Annotated in this window: 17 protein-coding genes; 11 read left to right on the top strand and 6 right to left on the bottom strand. The window is 67.0% G+C overall.

Annotated elements, in window-relative coordinates:
• The first annotated feature begins 52 nt into the window (after positions 1-52).
• The gene (locus HD842_RS22310) at positions 53-475 is read left to right on the top strand and encodes a DUF7684 family protein (protein ID WP_183557767.1); all 423 of its coding nucleotides are present in this window, start codon (positions 53-55) and stop codon (positions 473-475) included.
• 20 nt (positions 476-495) lie between these two features.
• Here HD842_RS22310 and HD842_RS22305 read toward each other — a convergent pair whose 3' ends face one another.
• On the bottom strand, positions 496-915 hold the full coding sequence (locus HD842_RS22305) for a DUF1810 domain-containing protein (RefSeq protein WP_183557764.1): 420 nt from the start codon (positions 913-915) through the stop codon (positions 496-498).
• Positions 916-976: 61 nt separating this feature from the next.
• Between HD842_RS22305 and HD842_RS22300 the strand changes: the two genes are divergently transcribed.
• The 3 genes from HD842_RS22300 (at position 977) to HD842_RS22290 (ending at position 3,434) form a co-directional block, all read left to right on the top strand.
• Positions 977-1,204 carry a DUF3820 family protein gene (locus HD842_RS22300; RefSeq protein WP_183557762.1) on the top strand — a complete coding sequence of 76 codons (228 nt, stop codon included), beginning with the start codon at positions 977-979 and terminating at the stop codon, positions 1,202-1,204.
• 77 nt (positions 1,205-1,281) lie between these two features.
• Positions 1,282-1,680 (top strand): response regulator transcription factor, encoded by a 399-nt coding sequence (locus tag HD842_RS22295; protein ID WP_183557759.1) that lies wholly within the window; start codon positions 1,282-1,284, stop codon positions 1,678-1,680.
• 50 nt (positions 1,681-1,730) lie between these two features.
• Entirely contained in the window at positions 1,731-3,434 is a 1,704-nt protein-coding gene (locus HD842_RS22290) for a hypothetical protein (protein ID WP_183557756.1), read from the top strand.
• Between the two features lie 7 nt (positions 3,435-3,441).
• On the opposite strand, the gene HD842_RS22285 is transcribed toward HD842_RS22290, so the two are convergent.
• Positions 3,442-5,733 carry an ATP-binding protein gene (locus HD842_RS22285; RefSeq protein ID WP_229424891.1) on the bottom strand — a complete coding sequence of 764 codons (2,292 nt, stop codon included), beginning with the start codon at positions 5,731-5,733 and terminating at the stop codon, positions 3,442-3,444.
• A 255-nt stretch (positions 5,734-5,988) separates the two neighbouring features.
• On the opposite strand from HD842_RS22285, the gene ribA reads away from it, so the two are divergent.
• From ribA to HD842_RS22270, 3 genes are all read left to right on the top strand, one after another.
• A complete protein-coding gene (gene ribA / locus HD842_RS22280; protein ID WP_183557753.1) occupies positions 5,989-6,672 on the top strand; it encodes a GTP cyclohydrolase II in 684 nt (227 codons plus the stop codon).
• Between the two features lie 78 nt (positions 6,673-6,750).
• Positions 6,751-8,217, top strand: a complete 1,467-nt coding sequence (locus tag HD842_RS22275; RefSeq protein ID WP_183557750.1) for a S1 family peptidase — start codon at positions 6,751-6,753, stop codon at positions 8,215-8,217.
• Positions 8,214-9,161, top strand: a complete 948-nt coding sequence (locus HD842_RS22270; protein ID WP_183557746.1) for an FHA domain-containing protein — start codon at positions 8,214-8,216, stop codon at positions 9,159-9,161. Before HD842_RS22275 ends, HD842_RS22270 begins: the two co-directional genes overlap by 4 nt.
• Before the next feature lie 9 nt (positions 9,162-9,170).
• Here HD842_RS22270 and HD842_RS22265 read toward each other — a convergent pair whose 3' ends face one another.
• A complete protein-coding gene (locus HD842_RS22265; protein ID WP_183557743.1) occupies positions 9,171-10,781 on the bottom strand; it encodes a hybrid sensor histidine kinase/response regulator in 1,611 nt (536 codons plus the stop codon).
• A gap of 175 nt (positions 10,782-10,956) precedes the next feature.
• Here HD842_RS22265 and HD842_RS22260 point away from each other — a divergent pair, with 175 nt between their 5' ends.
• The 4 genes from HD842_RS22260 (at position 10,957) to HD842_RS22245 (ending at position 14,938) form a co-directional block, all read left to right on the top strand.
• Positions 10,957-12,021 carry a sensor histidine kinase gene (locus HD842_RS22260; protein WP_183557740.1) on the top strand — a complete coding sequence of 355 codons (1,065 nt, stop codon included), beginning with the start codon at positions 10,957-10,959 and terminating at the stop codon, positions 12,019-12,021.
• Positions 12,009-12,725 carry a LytR/AlgR family response regulator transcription factor gene (locus HD842_RS22255; RefSeq protein WP_183557737.1) on the top strand — a complete coding sequence of 239 codons (717 nt, stop codon included), beginning with the start codon at positions 12,009-12,011 and terminating at the stop codon, positions 12,723-12,725. The genes HD842_RS22260 and HD842_RS22255 overlap by 13 nt, the downstream gene beginning before the upstream one ends.
• Positions 12,726-12,803: 78 nt before the next feature.
• On the top strand, positions 12,804-14,021 hold the full coding sequence (locus tag HD842_RS22250) for an acyltransferase family protein (protein ID WP_183557734.1): 1,218 nt from the start codon (positions 12,804-12,806) through the stop codon (positions 14,019-14,021).
• Between the two features lie 119 nt (positions 14,022-14,140).
• Entirely contained in the window at positions 14,141-14,938 is a 798-nt protein-coding gene (locus HD842_RS22245) for a hypothetical protein (protein WP_183557731.1), read from the top strand.
• Between the two features lie 51 nt (positions 14,939-14,989).
• On the opposite strand, the gene HD842_RS22240 is transcribed toward HD842_RS22245, so the two are convergent.
• Genes HD842_RS22240 through HD842_RS22230 form a run of 3 tightly spaced genes read right to left on the bottom strand, consistent with a single transcriptional unit; the run spans position 14,990 to position 17,096 of the window.
• Positions 14,990-15,604, bottom strand: a complete 615-nt coding sequence (locus tag HD842_RS22240) for a flavin reductase family protein (RefSeq protein WP_183557728.1) — start codon at positions 15,602-15,604, stop codon at positions 14,990-14,992.
• Positions 15,605-15,627: 23 nt separating this feature from the next.
• Entirely contained in the window at positions 15,628-16,545 is a 918-nt protein-coding gene (locus HD842_RS22235; RefSeq protein WP_183557725.1) for an ion transporter, read from the bottom strand.
• The gene (locus HD842_RS22230) at positions 16,542-17,096 is read right to left on the bottom strand and encodes an NADPH-dependent FMN reductase (RefSeq protein WP_183557722.1); all 555 of its coding nucleotides are present in this window, start codon (positions 17,094-17,096) and stop codon (positions 16,542-16,544) included. Before HD842_RS22230 ends, HD842_RS22235 begins: the two co-directional genes overlap by 4 nt.
• Positions 17,097-17,152 lie beyond the last annotated feature (56 nt).

The following is a 17,152-nucleotide window of genomic DNA, read 5'->3' as shown; positions in this document are numbered from 1 at the left end:
ACCTGGAGCCTGCGATAATGACGCCTTTACACCACGACCCGGCACCGACACCATGCAAGCCAAAGCCCATTACCTGCAACTACGGCCCCACGACGCCCTGCCCGACCTGACCCATCTGGCGCCGTTCATGGCAATCGTCGTCATCGACGATGACAGCGACGAAATGTGGCGCTGGGACGTGGCGCGCTGGCTCGTCGCATCGGGCTGCCGCAGCATGCTGGCCTGGGGCAAGGAATGCGAGAGCTGGCACGACGCCGTCGAGGACGCCGCGCTTGAAGCCTTCGACTACGACGACATCCCGCCCGAGCAGATCGTGACGGTGTCGCAGCACGCTGACGAAGACCTCGACGAGGTGTTCTGGTTTGCGCGCCACCGCGCCAGCCACCCGGCGCTGCGCCTGAACACGGCCGTCATCCTGCACGTGGCCATGCGCGGGCGCCCGGACGAACTGCTGGCGCAACTGGCCGAGGCCTGAGCGCCCCGGCAGCTGCCCCTTTACAGCCGGGCCAGCGTGGCCGGGTCGGCCTGGCCATCGAAGTATTTGTCGATGCAGGCCTGGAACACGGCTTCATCTGGCGCCACGTCGGCGAACAGCGTCATCGACGAGTGAAATTTCAGCTCGTCCGGATGGCTGAAGATGGCGCCGGCCGATTCGCCGTCGAGCACGGCGACGATGCCGGCGCACTCGCGCAGGCGCTTTCCCAGCACTGGATGCGCGAGATAGGCGGCCGCTTCGTCGGCGGACGCAATCGCATAGCGCTGCGCCATCGCGCTCGTGCCCAGGCCGGCGATCTGCGGAAACACGAACCACATCCAGTGCGTGCGCTTGTGGCCGGCGCGCAGCTCCGTCAACACCGCGGCATATACCGGATCCTGCGCCTGCACAAAACGGTCGAGATCAAATTGATTGTTCATGGTGGTCTCCCTTGTCATCGAAATGCTACAACGTCGCCGTTGTTTGCTAAAGTGCCGCACAATGAATGCTGACCATTTAGCCCTCCTGTTGGTTCGGGAAATGCCCTACGGTAAATACAAAGGCCGCAAGATTGCCGATATGCCCAGCCATTATCTCGGCTGGCTCGCGCGCGAGGGTTTTCCGCGCGGCGAACTGGGACAGTTGCTGGCCCTGATGTACGAACTCGATCACAACGATTTGCGCGGCCTGCTCGATCCGCTGCGCGGCCCGTCGAACCGGCGCGGATAATTGATACTTTCTGGCAATTAATGTGACATACCGCCGATGCGGATCGGTATAATCGTACATTCACTGACGAGTTCATCATGCCGAACGAACAAGCATCATCGCCACTGGTTTTGGTCGTCGAAGACGATGACCACATCGCACAGGTACTGCGCTTCATGCTCGAGCGCCAGGGCTACCGTGTCACGCACCTGGCCGACGGCCGCGCCGCGAGCGCGCACATCGCCGCCGCCGAGGCGCCGGCCCTGATCCTGATGGATGTGATGCTGCCCTACCTGGACGGCTTCGAGCTGGTTGCGCTGGTGCGTGCACGGCCCGACTGGAACGCGGTGCCGATCCTGATGCTCACGGCAAAAAACACTGAACGCGATACGGTGCGCGCGCTCGACGCCGGCGCCAACGATTTCGTCAGCAAGCCGTTCGAGCCCAATGCGCTGCTCGCGCGCGTGCGGCGCCTGATCCAGGTCCAGGCCGCCTGACAGGACCGAACCGTACGCGCCGATTCGGGCTCTTGACTTAAAATCAAGTCATGTCCCGTTCGCTCCCACTCCTGTTTGTTGTCTCGCTGTCGATCACACCCGCGTTTGCTGCCAGCCTGCAGCTGTGCCCGGGTCCGTTGGTCGTCTCCCCTGGTGCCATCACCGCGCAGACCACCGCGCCCGACGGCACCATCCTGCATGCCATCGTCACCGAAGAACCCGGCAAGCAGCAGGCGAACTGCCGCGTGCTGTCACTGCCCACGGCCGTCATGGGTGTGCAGGGGCTGCACTTCCTGCCGCCAGACGCCAGCCCCGGCAAGACCATCCTGCTGCGCGGGATCGAGGCCGACAAGGGCAAGTCGTTCAGCGTCAGCGAACACACGCTGGTGAGCGACCAGCCCGCCCCACGCCCCCAGACCCCGATGCCGTTCGGCGCCAGTCTGCTGGGCGCGATGCAGACCCGCACCCATGGCGATACGGCGCGCATGGGCGCCGACGTCAAGGACGGCCGGCTGTACCTGACGTGCCGCGCCGGCGCCAAGCCCGCCAGCGTCACGCTGCTTGGCCCGTGGTTCATGCCCCGCGCACGCGCCGTCATGCAGGCCGCGTTTTCCGGCGAAGGCCGCTTTGCGCTGCAGCTCGCCAGCGGCGCGCCGGGCAAGCCGGACCAGGCATTCAGCCTGGGCAGCCTGGACGCCGGCCAACCGGTGCAGACAGCGCGCTTCGACCTGCCCGAAAAACTGGACCGTGCCAATTGGCGCGCGCTGTCGCTGGCCTGTCCGCAAGGCGCCGCCAAACTCACGCTCGCCGCGCTGACGCTCCAGCCTGCCGGTGACGCCGATGCGGCTGCGGCATCACGTGCGACCTGGACCTGGAGCCCGAACGAATGGCGCGAACGCGGCGCAGCGCTGCTGGACTGGGCCGCCGAGCAAAAGATGGGCGCGGTCTTCATCACGGTCCCGCTGCGGGACGGCAGTGTCGACGACGCAGCCCAGCTGGGCGCCTTCGTGCGTCAGGCCGGCAGCCGCGGCATCGCCGTCAGTGCGATGGAAGGCGCGCCCGAGATGGTGCTGCCTGCGTCCCAGGATGCGGCCGTCGCCCGCATGCGCGCCTACGCCGCCTACAACGCGTCTGCTGCCGAGGGCGCGCGCCTGAAAGGTGTCCAGTACCACATCGAACCGTATCTGGTCCCGGCCCACGTGCTGCCGCAGTCGCAGCGCGACCGGCGTTATCTTGAACTGGCGGCAAAGCTGCGCCAGGCGGCCGGCCCGCTGACGCTGGACTTCGTGGTGCCACACTGGTGGGCCGACAAGGGCGCGCTGCTGGCCGGGCTGGCAAAGCACGCCGACATCCTGACGGTCAAGAGCCCTCGCACCGATCCGGCGCAGATCTATCGCCTGGCCGTGCCGTTCCTCGACTGGGGCGTCGAGCATGGCAAGACCGTGCGCGTGGCGCTCGATGCAGGGCCGATCGGCGCCGGTGTCCAGCGCCGTTATGAACGTCGTCCACCCGGCGCGCGCGGCGACCTGCTCGTGTTCACATTGGGTGGCCAGAAAATCCTGCTGCTGCAGCAGGTGCCGGCGGCGCACGACAAGGCGCAGGCCTACGCGCTGGCCGCAAGCCAGGAGATCGACGCGGCCGACGCCAGCTTCCATTCGGACAAGGGCGCGCTGATGCGGCTGTTGCCGCAGCTCGAACGCACGTTCGGGGCGTGGGAAAGCTTCGGCGGCATGGCCTTGCACGACCTGCGCTAGGCCACCGTTATGCCAGTGGCAGCTCCACCGTAAACCGCGTCCCTGCGCCGGCGCGGGTTTCGAACCCGATCGACCCGCCATGCTCTTCGACGATCGCCTTGCTGATGGAGAGGCCCAGGCCCGAGCCGCTGCGCTGGCGCGAGTCGGCGGCGTCGGCTTGCGCGAAGCGTTCGAACACGCGGCTCTGGAAGGCCGGCGGAATGCCCGGCCCTTCGTCGGTCACGCTCAGGCGCGCCCAGCCCGGCCGCTGCGCCAGGCCCAGAATGACGTCCTTGCCGCCCGGTGTAAACTTGATCGCGTTCGAGACCAGGTTGGTCAGCACCTGCACCATGCGGTCGTGGTCGATCTCGGCCTGGACCCATTCGGCGCCCGGCGGCATGTCGAGGCGCAGCGTGACGCCTGCCTGGCGCGCCTGACCTTCCATCGCATCGGCCACATGATGCATCAGCGGCACCAGTAACTGAGCGGTACGCTGGTATTCCATATGGCCCGCTTCGATCTTCTGGATGTCGAGCAGGTCGCTCACCATCCGCATCAGGCGATCGCAGCTCTGGCTGGCAATCGCAATCAGCCGCGCCGCATCGGGTGGCAGGTTGCCGGCCATCCCGCCGTCGAGCATCGACAACGATGCATGGATCGACGTCAGCGGCGTGCGCAGCTCGTGCGAGACGGTCGAGACAAATTCGTTCTTCATGCGCTCGACCTTCTTGCGCTCGGAAATATCGTGCAGGAAGATCGAGAAGAACGCGTCCTCGCCCCCGCCGGCCAGCGTTACCGTGCTCTCGACCGTGAACTCGAAGCCCTGGCGGTTGATCACGGTGCGCTCCATGCGGCGCGCGAGCATGAACTGGCCGTTGTGGCGGAACGACTGCAAGGCCTTGCCGATGCTGTCGCGGTAGCGCTCGGGCAGGATCATTTCTGCCAGCGGCCAGCCCACGGCTTCGTGCCGGGTCCAGCCGAACATGCGCTCGGCGGCCGGGTTCCAGTCCACGATCATGCCGCGCAAGTCGACCGCAATGAAAGCATCCTGCGCCGCCTCGACGATGGCGATGATGCGGCCCTCACTGGCGCGCACTGCGACCAGTGCACGTTCCAGTTCGCGGGTGCGGCGGTCGACCCGCTGTTCCAGCGTATCGTTCAGGGTCTGCAGATCGGCGCGGCGCTGCACCAGCGCCGTCACCAGCGCATTGAGCGCACCCGACAGCTGATGGACTTCGGTATAGCTGCTCCCGGCCGGCACCAGTTCATGCGTGTCGCCGCGGCGCAGGCCATCGGCCGAATGGGCCAGCGCCGCGAGCGGGCGCGTGATGCGGCGCGCCAGCAGCCAGCCGCCCAGAGAGAACAGCAGCGCCAGCGCGCCGCCGCTCCACAGGGCGCGCGAGCGTAATTGTCGTACCGGCGCGTAGGCATCCTGGAGATCCTGGCGCACCAGCACGTGCCAGCCCAGGCCAGGATAGTCGCCCACGGCCTTGGTCGACGCGTAGCCGACCAGATAGTCATGCCCATCCGGCCAGCGCTCGACTGCATACCCGGTGCGCCCTTCGCGCGCCGAGCTCAAGCTGCCCAGTTTGATGGTCGTGTCGAGCAGGTCTTGCGGCCCGAGCAGCACCACACCTTCGGCGCTGACGATCAGCGCCTGCACCTTGTTGCGGGTCTGGACCGGCGCAATGATCGAGCGCTCGACCTCGCGCGCCCATTCCCACGACAGGTGCGTGCCCATCACGCCGGCCGGCTGCCCGTTGGCATCCATATAGGGAAAAGCCACGTCGACAAACCGGCGCGGCTCGCCCTGCTGGACCGGCAACAGCTTGGCCAGCAGCACCGCTTCGTGGACGTCGCCCACATACGTACCCGCCAGGGCGTTGCTGAACCAGGGCCGTTTGGCGACGTTCTTCCCTTCGAGCAGCCCGCGCGCCTCGACGAGCACCGTGCCGTCCAGGGCGGCCAAGCCGATCCATTCGTAATAACCGTAGGTAGATTGCATGTCGGCCAGGATGCGGCGCCGTTCGGCCTGGCTCGTCGCGGGGGAAATCAGGTCGTTGCGGCGCGCCATCAGGCGCACTTCGCGGAACCGTTCATACATGCCGCGATCGAGCTTGTCGGCGGTCTGCATTGCCATCTCGCCCAGGCCCCCGCCGATACTGGTCTTGACCTGCGCCGTCGCGGAGCGTTCGACCACTTCGACCAGCAGCAGCGTGAGAATGCCGCTCATCAGCGTAAACGCGAGAGCAAGCCGTGCGCCCAGGCCGCGCGGGGTCAGGCGATGCCAGAAGGATTCGGAATTCTGCATGGAAGACATGAGTGTGTCGATTCTTCAAGCGTAGCATGCAGATGATGGCCTAGGGCAATACTACACTTGGTTATCGACCGATAGTTACAGGAAAATCCCGTGTAATTACCCATTCTGCCTAAATGTGTTGCGAGGCCGCCTTGTCAGTCTGTACCCACGGGCCGCGGTGGTGCGGCGGTGGCCGGGGTGATTCCGCACGGCCACGCCCGATTTCCGATAAACTTGCGCCTTACAAGTCTATCGTCATCGATTGGAAACACCGTCATGCAAGCCGCCGCCATTCCCGCCAACGTCCCGCCCGCCCTGCTCGACTACGCCACTTCGTGCGCGCTGCCGACGCCGTGGGCCGAGTTCACGCTGCACGCCTGGGTCGAGGCTTCAACCGGCAAGGAACACCTGGCGATGGCGCTGGGCGACCTGGGCAATGGGGAGCCGGTGCTGGCGCGCGTGCATTCCGAATGCCTCACCGGCGACGTGATGTTCTCACAGCGCTGCGATTGCGGCGCACAACTGGAAGGCGCGCTGCGCCGCATCGCCGAAGAAGGCCGCGGCATCGTGCTCTACCTGCGCCAGGAAGGCCGCGGCATTGGGCTGCTCAACAAGATCCGCGCCTACCGCCTGCAGGAAGCCGGCGCCGACACGGTGGAAGCCAATCTGCAACTGGGTTTTCACGCCGATGCCCGCAACTATGAACTGTGCCGGCCGATGCTGGACCAGTTCGGCATCACGGCGGTGCGCCTGATGACCAACAACCCGCGCAAGATCGACGCCCTCACCCGCCTGGGGATCACGGTCACAGAACGTGTGCCGCTGCTGGTGAACCGCAACGCCCACAACAACAGCTACCTCAATACCAAGCAGGCCAAGCTGGGCCACATGATGGCGCCTCTGACGTCGCTCGAGCAGGGCGAGCCGGTCGCCCCGGCCACGCCTGCGTCGGTTGCTTGAGCGTGGGCGCGCTAACGCGCGCAGCGCTGGCCGCCCCGATGGCAAGATAGCGCTTTCCCCCTGCTTCCTGGTAACCGCATGAACCGGACCGTCGTGGCACGCCTGGCCGCACTCCTGATCACCTCCCTGGCGCTTGGCGCGGGGCTCGATCTCGTCACGCGGCCAGCGAGCGCGCAGACGGGCGCGGGCGCCGTCGCGCGCGCCGGGCTGGCGCCACCGGCGGGCGCCCCGGTCGCCACGCCCGTGCCGCAGATCGCCGTCGACACGCCGCCGGCCGCCACGCCGACCGAGCTGATCGCGGGCGAGGCCGACACGCAGGACGCCCTGCCCCAACCCTCATCAGCCGCGCAGGATCTGTACGAATCGGCGCGCAGCGACCTGCTGCAAATCCGCATGCTGCTCAAGAACGGCCGCACGCAATCCACGGTGGGCTCGGGCTTTTTGGTCGGCACCAGCAATCTCGCGCTGACCAATTATCACGTGGTCTCGCAAATGGCGCTCGACCCGGCCATCTACACAGCCGAATACATCGACACCGACGGCAATACCGGCCCGGTCGAACTGCTGGCAGTCGACGTGCTGCACGATCTGGCCGTGGTGCGGATCAACCGCAATGGCAGCGGCTTTTTCAAGGTGCCCGAGCAGAAAGTGAAACTGCGCCAGGGCCAGCCCCTGTACTCGCTGGGCAATCCGCTCGACCTGGGCTTTGCGATTTCGGAGGGCGCCTACAACGGCGTACTCACGCGCAGCTTCTACGACCGGCTGATCTTCAGCGGTCCGATCAACTCGGGCATGAGCGGCGGCCCGAGCGTGACCGCCAGCGGCACTGTGGCCGGCATCAACGTCTCGCGCCGGCGCGACGGCGAATCGGTCAGCTTTCTGGTGCCTGTAATGTATGCGCAGGAGCTGCTGCGCAAGGTGGCCGAGCAAGCCGCGCCGCCGCTTGACTTCAATCCGCTGATCGGCAAGCAGCTGCTGGCGCATCAGGCCGGCATGGTCGACCGGCTGCTCGAAGAACCGCTGACGCTCAAGGGCATGGGGCCGTACCTGGTGCCGGTGCGCGAGTCGGGCCAGGTGCGCTGCTGGGGGCGCTCCAATTCGCGCGGCGCCGCGTACGCGGTCGACGCCATGAGTTGCGTGATGCAGTCGGCGGTGTTCGTCTCGGACGTCCAGCAGACGGGTAATGTCTCGATGACACACCGCTACATCCGCTCGGGGACGATGGACCCGATGCGCTTTGCCGCGCTGGCCACCGACATCTTCCAGGTCGATAACCTGGGCAGCACGGGCGATCCGCGCCTGACCAAGCCGTTCTGCACCGAGCGCTTCGTGCACACGCGCACGCTGCCACTGCGCGCCGTGACCTGCGTGCGCGCTTACCGCAAGTTCGAAGGGCTGTACAACTTCACGCTGCTCACGGCCAGCACCGACGCCTCGCAGGCCAGCCTGCAAAGCCGGCTCGATGTCTCGGGCGTGTCGTACGAAAACGGCATGCGCGTCACGCGCGCCTATCTTGGCGCCTTCGGGCGCCCGGTGCGCAAATGAGCGGCCCCTGGACCATCGAAACGCTGGCGCGCAATGGCGAGGTGCTGCACCGGCATCGCGTGACCACGCTGCCGATCCGCCTTGGCCGCGCCTACGACAACGACTTCATCGTCGATGATGAATACGCCGCCGCGCACCATGCGCTGGTCGAGCTTGGCGCCGATGGCGCCCTGCTGCTGCGCGACCTCGACACGCGGAACGGCATCAACCACAAGGGCCGGCGCGTCAAGGAACTGACGCTGGGCGGCGACACCGTCGTGCGCATGGGGCACACGTCGCTGCGCATCCGCCCGGCCGCGCACCCTGTGCCGCCCGAACTGGTCGACCGCACGATGCACGGCTGGGAAGGCATGCTGCCGGGCGGCGCCGGCATCGTTCTGTGCGTGCTGACCGCGCTGCTCGTCGCGTGGCTGCTCGACGCCGGCGCCGACCCTGAACGCTACGGGGTGTACCCGGCGGTGGCCGTGGGCGCCGGCCTGGCCTGGAGCGGCATGTGGGCGTTTTCCAACCGCCTGTTCGGGCGCCGCGCGCGCCTCGGGCGGCATCTGTTCATTGTCGGCTTTGGCCTGGCCGCGCTAGTCGGCGTGCGCCTGCTGGCCAGCGTGGTGGCCTATGCGTGGTCGCTCGAATGGCTGACCGGCTATGGCTCGCACGCGGTCGTCGTGACGGTGTCGATGATGATTTACTTCCACCTGGCCACCGTGACGCCGCAGTTCCGGCGCCGCCTGCGCCTGTCCTGCGCCGGCATCGCGGTGCTGGTGTCGCTATTGATCCTGGCCGGGAACATGCAGCGCAATGGCCGCACTGCCGATGAGCTGTACATGCCGGTGCTGCTGCCGCCCGAGCTGCGCGCCAGTCCCGCTGTGCCGGTGGCCGATTACATGGGCAGCGTGGGCGCGATGAAGCGCGAGATCGACGCCGAGCGCAGTGGCGACGCCCAGTAAATTACAGACCTAGTCCAGCGCCGCCAGCAGGCGGCTCACCGTTTCGGCCGCGATCGGCTTGGTGAAGTGCTGATCGAACCCGGCCTCGCGCGAGCGCGCCTGGTCTTCTTCCGAACCCCAACCGGTCACGGCGACGATGGTCATCCGCGCCAGCGCCGGCATCGCGCGCAGGCGCGTGGCCAGCTCGAAGCCCGTCATGCCGGGCATGCCGATATCGAGGAATGCGACGTCCGGCACGAACTCTCGCGCCAGGACCAGCGCATCGCGGCCATTAGTCGCGGTGCGGATCTCGTGCGAGTTCAGTTGCAGCAGCAGCGACAGGCTTTCGGCGGCGTCGGTGTTGTCGTCGACCACCAGGATGCGATAGGTACGGCGCTGCGCCGTGCGGCGGTCCTGGCGCGCCGTGTCATCGCCCGCCACCGCCATGCGCGCGCCCAGCGGCAGGCGCACAGTGAACGTGCTGCCAAGGCCGGCGCCGGGACTTTCAGCGCTGACGCTGCCGCCGTGCAGCGCCACCAGCTGGCGCACCAGCGACAGGCCGATACCCAGCCCGCCCTGCGCCAGGCCCCTATTGCGGCCGACCTGGTTGAACATCTCGAAGATCGTGTCGTGGTGCTCGGGCGGGATGCCCACGCCGCTGTCGGTCACTGCTACCACGGCCTGTCCGCCATCGCTCCGGTCCTTGTGCACCGTGAGGCGGATGCTGCCGCCGGGCGGCGTGTACTTGGCTGCATTGGTCAGCAGATTGTTGATCACCTGCGCGACGCGGGTCGGATCGATATCGAGCAGCAGCGGCTCACCCCACATGGCCACGTCGAGCACATGGCGCGCGCCCTGGATCATCGGCGTGCTGGTCTCGACGGCGCTCGCCACCACGCGATTGAGGTCGACCAGCTGCTTGCGGATATCGATCTTGCCGCTGGTGACGCGGGCGACATCGAGCAGGTCGTCGATCAGGTGCGTCATCTGGCGCGTCTGGCGCTCGAGCATTTCGCGCACGCGCTCGATCGTCTCGGGACTGTCGGCGCGCAGGCGCATGATTTCCAGGCCGGTGCGGATCGGGGCCATCGGGTTGCGCAGTTCGTGCGCCAGCACTGCCAGGAATTCGCTGCGATGGCGGCTGGCCTCGGCCGATTCGTGCGCCTGGCGTTGCAACGCTGCCTCGACGCGCCCGTGCTCGCCGGCGTCGCTCGCGAGTGCGGTATGGAAGAAGCCGTGCACCGTGCCGGCGGCATCGCGCAGCGGCGAGAAAGCGGTGTTGAAGTGGTGCGTGCCAGGCCCGAGCAGCACATCGTCCAGCCACGCCGGCGTGCCGGCAAGCACGCTGTCGACCAGTGGCGCGAAGTGCGGCCACGCGGCGGGGAGAATGGCAGCCAACGGCTGGCCCAGCGCTTGCGCGGGTTGTTCGCCCAGCAGGCTGGCGTAGGCATCGTTGAACAGCACCGGCATGGCGTCCGACCCAGGGGTACGCCAGCCAACCAGCGCCGGATGCCGCGCGTCGAGCATCAGGTCGACGGCCACCCGCAGTTCGGGCGGCCAGTCGGCCGCGTCGCCAAGTAGGGTTGCTGCCCAATCGTGGTTGCGCACCAGCGCGCGCATGCCTCGATGGTCGGAGGACATGGAAGAAGGTCGGCCCGGATCGCTCATGGCTTGATTGTCGCATGAAGTCCAATTGACAGTAGGCAATTGCTTTCTTGATGATGCAATTTTGCAGCGGCGGTACGCAGCATGCATGGCGCTTTGACATGCGGTCACGAATGCTGGAAGATCGGCCGTTCCCCTTCCGGTCTGCCCCATGCCATCACGCCGCACCATGCTCGTCGCCAGCATTGCCTGGCTCCTGTTCTGGACGCTGCTGGTGCTCGTCGCCGTCGAAGACGACCGGCGCGACGGGGGCAGCGCGCCGTGGCAGCCGGTCTTGTGGCAAACCTCGTCGGCGCTGGTGGCGACCTGTCTGTTCGTGATCCAGCGCCGCTTCAGCGCGCAGCATGACGTGCTGGTTGCCACGCCCTGGCGCTGGTTCGGCCAGCAGGCGCGCTGGCTGCCGCTGTACTGGTTCGGCTTCACGCCGATCGTGTTCACACTGCGCCACGCCGTCTATGCATTGGCCGGCACTCGCTACGAGCACGAGGCCTGGGCCGAGGTATTCGTCTATGAGGCGCTCAAGATTTCGTTATTCTTCGGGCTGTTTACGACAATCGGCTTCGGCCTGCTGTCGTACCGCGAGATGATGAAGGAGCGCGTGCGCGCCGAGCAGGCCGGCGCCCTGCTGCGCGAAGCCCAGCTCGAACGCCTGACGCGCCAGATGCAGCCGCACTTCCTGTTCAATGCGCTCAACACGATTTCCTCGCTGATGCATACCGATGTGGCACGCGCCGATGTGACCCTCGTGCGGCTGGCCGACGTGCTGCGCGCGACACTGGCACTGGGCGACAAGCCGCAGGCGAGCCTGGATGACGAGTTGCGTCTGGCACAGGGCTACGCCGCCGTGATGCAGGAGCGCTTCGAGGGGCGCGTGACGCTGACCTGGGCCATCGAGCCGGCGGCTCTCGCAGTGCGGCTGCCCGCCATCAGCCTGCAGCCACTGCTCGAGAACGTGTTCAAGCACACGGTGGCGCACCGGCGCGCATCGACAGCGATCCGGGTCGAGGCCCGGATCGTCGACGGCGCGCTGCACTTGTCGATCGAGGACGATGGCGGTGTGCTGGCGCCAGCATGCACGCCCGGCACGTCCGGCATCACGGTGATCAACCTGCGCACCCGCCTGGCCGCGCTGCACGGCGATCGCGCAGGCCTGACGCTCAGCGCCCTGCAACCGGCCGGCGTACGCGCCGAACTGAGGGTGCCATGCGCCTCCTGATCGTCGACGACGAACGGCCGGCGCGCGAGCGCCTGCGCCGCATGCTCGCGCACGAACCGGGCGTCACGTCGGTGACGGAAGCGGCGGACGGCGTGGAAGCGCTGGCGCTGGTCGCGCGCGACGCGCCCGATGCGCTGCTGCTCGATATCGAGATGCCGGAACTGTCGGGCATCGATGTGGCCGCCTCGCTGGTGGTCCCGGCGCCACTGGTGGTGTTCGTGACCGCGTATGACGACTACGCGCTGCGTGCGTTCGATGCCGAGGCGGTCGACTATCTGCTCAAGCCGTTCGATGGCGCGCGGCTGCGGCGCACGCTGGATCGGCTGCAGAGTCGACTGACCGCAGCGGCACGCGCGCCGGCAAGCACCTGTACACCCCCGCGCCAGTTGCTGGTGACCGAGCGCGGCGCCACCCGCATCGTGCAGGTCGCCGATATCGAATGGCTTGAGACGGCCGACAACTACGTTGCGCTGCACACGCGCGACGGCGCGCCGCTGCTGCGCCAGTCCCTTGGGACGCTGCTCGGGCAACTCGGCCCCGCGTTCGTGCGCTGCCACCGGTGCGCGGCGGTGCGCCTCACCGCTGTCAACCGCATCGTCCCGCACAGCAAGGGCGATTGCACACTCGTGCTGCATAGCGGCGCCGTCGTTCCGTGCAGCCGGCAATACCGGGCCGCCCTGCTCGATCCGCTTCGCCCCGCCTGAAGTCCGGTTCGCCCCATCACGCTGGCGCCGTCATGCACGGTTGCGCGATGCTGGGGCCTTCAACTATGAGGACACCCCATGCAGCCATCTGTTCCTGCCACCAGCGAGCGCCTGTACTTTCTCGACTGGGTGCGAATCCTGGCGTTTTTCGTGCTGATCGCATATCACGTGGGCATGTATTACGTGAGCTGGGACTGGCACGTGAAGAGTCCGTACGCCAGCGAAGCGGCCGAGCCCTTCATGCTGCTGTCGTCGCCCTGGCGCCTGACGCTGCTGTTCTTCGTGGCCGGCGTTGCCTCGCATTTCATGCTGGGGCGCCTGGGCCCGCGGATGTTCCTGCGCCGGCGCAGCCTGCGCCTCTTGGTGCCGCTGCTGTTCGGGATGCTGGTGATCGTGCCGCCGCAGCCTTATCTCGAAGTCGTCGAAAAACTTGGCTACACGGGCGATTATCTGGCATTCATGCGGCTGTATATCGTCGGCTACGATGGCTTCTGCCGCGAGGATTGCCTGTCGCTGCCCACCTGGAACCACCTGTGGTTCGTGCTGTACCTGTGGTGTTACACGGTGGTGCTCGCCGCCGGCGCGGCGCTGCTCGGAGAAGCGCGCATTGCTGCGCTTGCGCGCCGGGTCGGCGCCCTGCTGGACGGGTGGCGCCTGATACTGCTGCCGGTCGTGTTCCTGGGCCTGGTACGCATCCTGTTGCTCGACCGTTTTCCGCAAGACCATTCGCTGACGAACGACTGGTACAACCATGCCACCTACCTGCCGGTCTTCGTGCTCGGTGCACTGCTGGCGCGCACCCCACGGATCTGGGCCACCATGACGGCGCAGCGCTGGCCTGCGCTGTGCCTGGCCCTGGCGGCCTGGGCCGGGATCGTGCTGTGGCTGCTGGGGCCGCACGAGACCATGACGCCGCACGACATCGAACGCTGGCGCACTGGCATGCGGTTCGTGTACGCGCTGTGCGCCTGGAGCGCCATCATCGCGGCCTGCGGCTTCGCCCGCTGCCACCTGAACCGCGACGGCCCGGCGCGGCGCTACCTGACCGACGCCGTGTTCCCCGTCTACATCGTGCACCAGACGCTGATCATCACGATGGCGCACACCTTCAAGCCACTGCAGCTGGCGCCTGGCCTCGAAGCGGTGCTGCTGATGATCCTGACCGCCTGCGGCAGCTTGGCATTGTACGAGGCGGTGCGGCGCGTGCCGCCCATGCGGCCGTTGTTCGGCCTGTCGCGGCAAGCGCGCGCCGTTCGGCCGAGCGGATCCGTGGCGGGAACCGCAGTGCCGCAGTAAGCAGCATCCCGCGCATCCGGCGTGCACCAAAAGTGGTCGCATCAAGGCGGGCCAGTCAGTGAACCGGGCTGGCCCGATCCTTGCATGGATAAAAGCACACTGAACTGCGGGAGAAGTCGATGTTTACCCAAAACGATGTGCTCGAATACACGGGCATGCAAGGCCATATGATCCGCGTGCTATGGATCGACCGTTCACAGGCGCTGGCCTGGACGTACCGCCTGGGCAGCCACTCTGCCCTGCCCGAGCCGGTGCTGTTGCACGAACTCGAGGAAGCACTGCGCGCCGGTGGGGTGCGCCGGTTGCTGGTCGATCCGTTCGCGGCCGCGCCGCCGCAAGAGCCGGTACCGCAAGGCTACCTGGCCCTGCAGGCCAAGGCCTGGTCGGCCGTGCGCGCCCTGCACGCCGACCGCCAGGCCTTGTACCAGCCGCGCGAACGCGCCATCCTGATGGCCGGGTACGCTGCTACGCATGGCATCTCGAAGTCCAGCATCCTGCGCTACCTGCGCCGCTACTGGGAACGGGGCCAGACGCCGGACGCGCTGCTGCCGGACTACGGCAACTCGGGTGCACCGGGCCGCACGCGCGCCGTCACCGCCGGCATCAAGCGCGGCCGGCCACGCAAGGGCGAGGCCACCGGCACCAATGCCGACGAGCGGATGCGTGCAATCTTCCGCGCCGCTGCGGCGCGCTACGCCGCCAGCCACGACGATTTTTCGCGCCGCGCGGCGTACCGCCAGATGCTGGGCGACTTCTTCCAGGGCCAGGATGCAGGTGGCCTGCCGAGCTTCGGCCAATTCAATTACTGGCTCGAACGCGATGCCGCTGCCCCGCCAGCGGTCACGCTGACGCGCCCGTGTGCACCATTGCCGGGCCGCGCTGCACCACGCTTTGCCCACCACGCGGCCATGCCGTAAGCCTCCAATCCGGTGCGCCGCACGCCACCGTGGTGCGCACCGGATAATCGTCTAGCGTGGCCGGTGCATCTGGAACAGCTGCTCCGGCCCGACCGAAAAGTAATCGGCCGGCCCACCCGCGCGCAGGATATGGCCGGCATTGGCCGTGTCGTAGACACCATCCTTCAGCGACGCTGCGGCGATGTGCACGCCCACCACTTCACCCAGTACCAGCCAGGTCGGCACCGTCTCGCCGCTGACCTGCTGCAGCTGGATGATCTGCGTGACCTTGCATTCGAACGCGACCGGGCTTTCGGCCACGCGCGGCGCTGCGACCAGGCGTGACGGCGTGGGCGTCAGCCCGGCCAGCGCGAATTCATCGACCTCGGGACCGACGGCGGCGCACGACGCGTTCATCGCCTCGGCCAGTGGCCGGGTCGCGAGATTCCACACGAATTCGCCCGTCTCTTGCACATTGCGCAGCGTGTCCTTGGCGCCGATGCTGGCAAACCCGACGATCGGCGGCACGTAGTTGAAGGCGTTGAAGAAGCTGTACGGGGCCAGGTTGCGCACGCCCTCCCCGCTCAGTGACGAGATCCAGCCGATCGGGCGCGGTCCGACGATGGCATTGAAGGGATCATGGGGCAGCCCGTGGCCTTGACGGGGTTCGTAGAAATGGATCGACATGAGATGGTTTTTTCGTGAAGGGTTCAGGATGGATTGATTGCGCGGGAAGCCCCTGCTGCGAGCCCCGCGCCGCAATCCTTGCAGAACTGCGCGCGCGGGTCGTGGTCCGAACTGCCGCAGCTGCTGCAGGTACGCGGTTCGCCGCGCGGCGCATGGCGCGCCAGCTTCTGTGACGTCATCTCGGCGCTGACGATCCCGGTCGGCACCGCCAGGATGCCCCAGCCGAGCAGCATCATGAACGACGCAATCGCCTTGCCCAGATGCGTGTGCGGCGTGATGTCGCCATAGCCGACCGTCGTGATCGTCACCGTGGCCCAGTACATCGCCATCGGGATGCTGGTAAAGCCGCTCTCGGGCCCCTCGACCACGTACATGACGGTGCCCAGAATCAGGATCAGCATCAGCACGACCGACAGGAACACCATGATCTTGCGCTTGCTGGCCACCAGCGCCTCACCGAGACGCGTGTACTCGTCGACATAGCGCGTGAGCTTGAGGATGCGGAAGATGCGCAGCAGGCGCAGGATGCGCACGTCGAGAAATACCTGGCTGCCCGGGACCAGCAGCGAAATCCAGGTCGGCAGCACCGAGACCAGATCGATCACGCCATAGAAGCTGCGCGCATAGCGCATCGGGCGCTGCACGCAGACAAGGCGCGCGATGTACTCGAGCGTGAAGAAAATCGTAAACGTCCATTCGAGCACCGACATCTGCGCTGCGTAGCGCCGGCCAATGGCCGGCACGCTGTCGAGCACCACGGTAAGGATGCTGAGCAGGATGATCGCCACCAGCGCGAGGTCGAAGCGGCGCCCGGCCGGCGTGTCGGTGCCGAAGATGACGTCGAACATGCGCGCGCGCCAGCCGCCGGGCGGGCGGCCCAGCAGGGTTGGCATATCGCGCGGCGCGGCCGGTGCGGTGTGGCTGTCGGTCGCCCGGCTCATCGGGCGTGCTGCGTGACCCAGGCGCCGAATGCGGCCATGAATTTTTCAAAGAAGGCGCGCGCGCTGTCGTCGACCAGCCGGTCGCCCTCGTACTTGCTGGCGACGCCGCCAATATAGGCCTCCGGCGCCGGCATCGTCGGCATGTTCAGGAACGGCAGCATCTGGCGCAGGTGGTGGTTGGCGCCGAAGCCGCCCAGGGCGCCCGGCGAAACGCTGACCACGGCGCACGGCTTGTCGGCGAACGCTGCCTTGCCATACGGGCGCGAGCCGACATCGATCGCGTTCTTGAGCGAACCAGGCACCGAGCGGTTGTATTCGGGCGTGCAGAACAGGATGCCGTCCGCGCTCTGGATCGCCTCGCGAAACACCGTGAACGCGGGTGGCGGCGTGGCGGTCTCGTCGTCCTCGTTGTACAGCGGCAGGTCGCGCAATTCGACGATCGTCAGTTCAAACCCGTCCGGGGCCACGGCGATGAGGCTGTTGGCAACGCGGCGGGTGAACGATTCCTTGCGCAGGCTGCCGACGAGGACGGCGATTTTCTTGGTGGTCATGGCGATCCTTTGAGTATGCATGATGTGTTATCGATCTCTCATGATACCCATTTTCA

This window comes from Massilia aurea (assembly GCF_014200505.1).
GTDB classification, from domain to species: Bacteria; Pseudomonadota; Gammaproteobacteria; order Burkholderiales; family Burkholderiaceae_D; genus Telluria; species Telluria aurea_B.
This window is presented reverse-complemented; position numbering and strand designations above follow the sequence as displayed.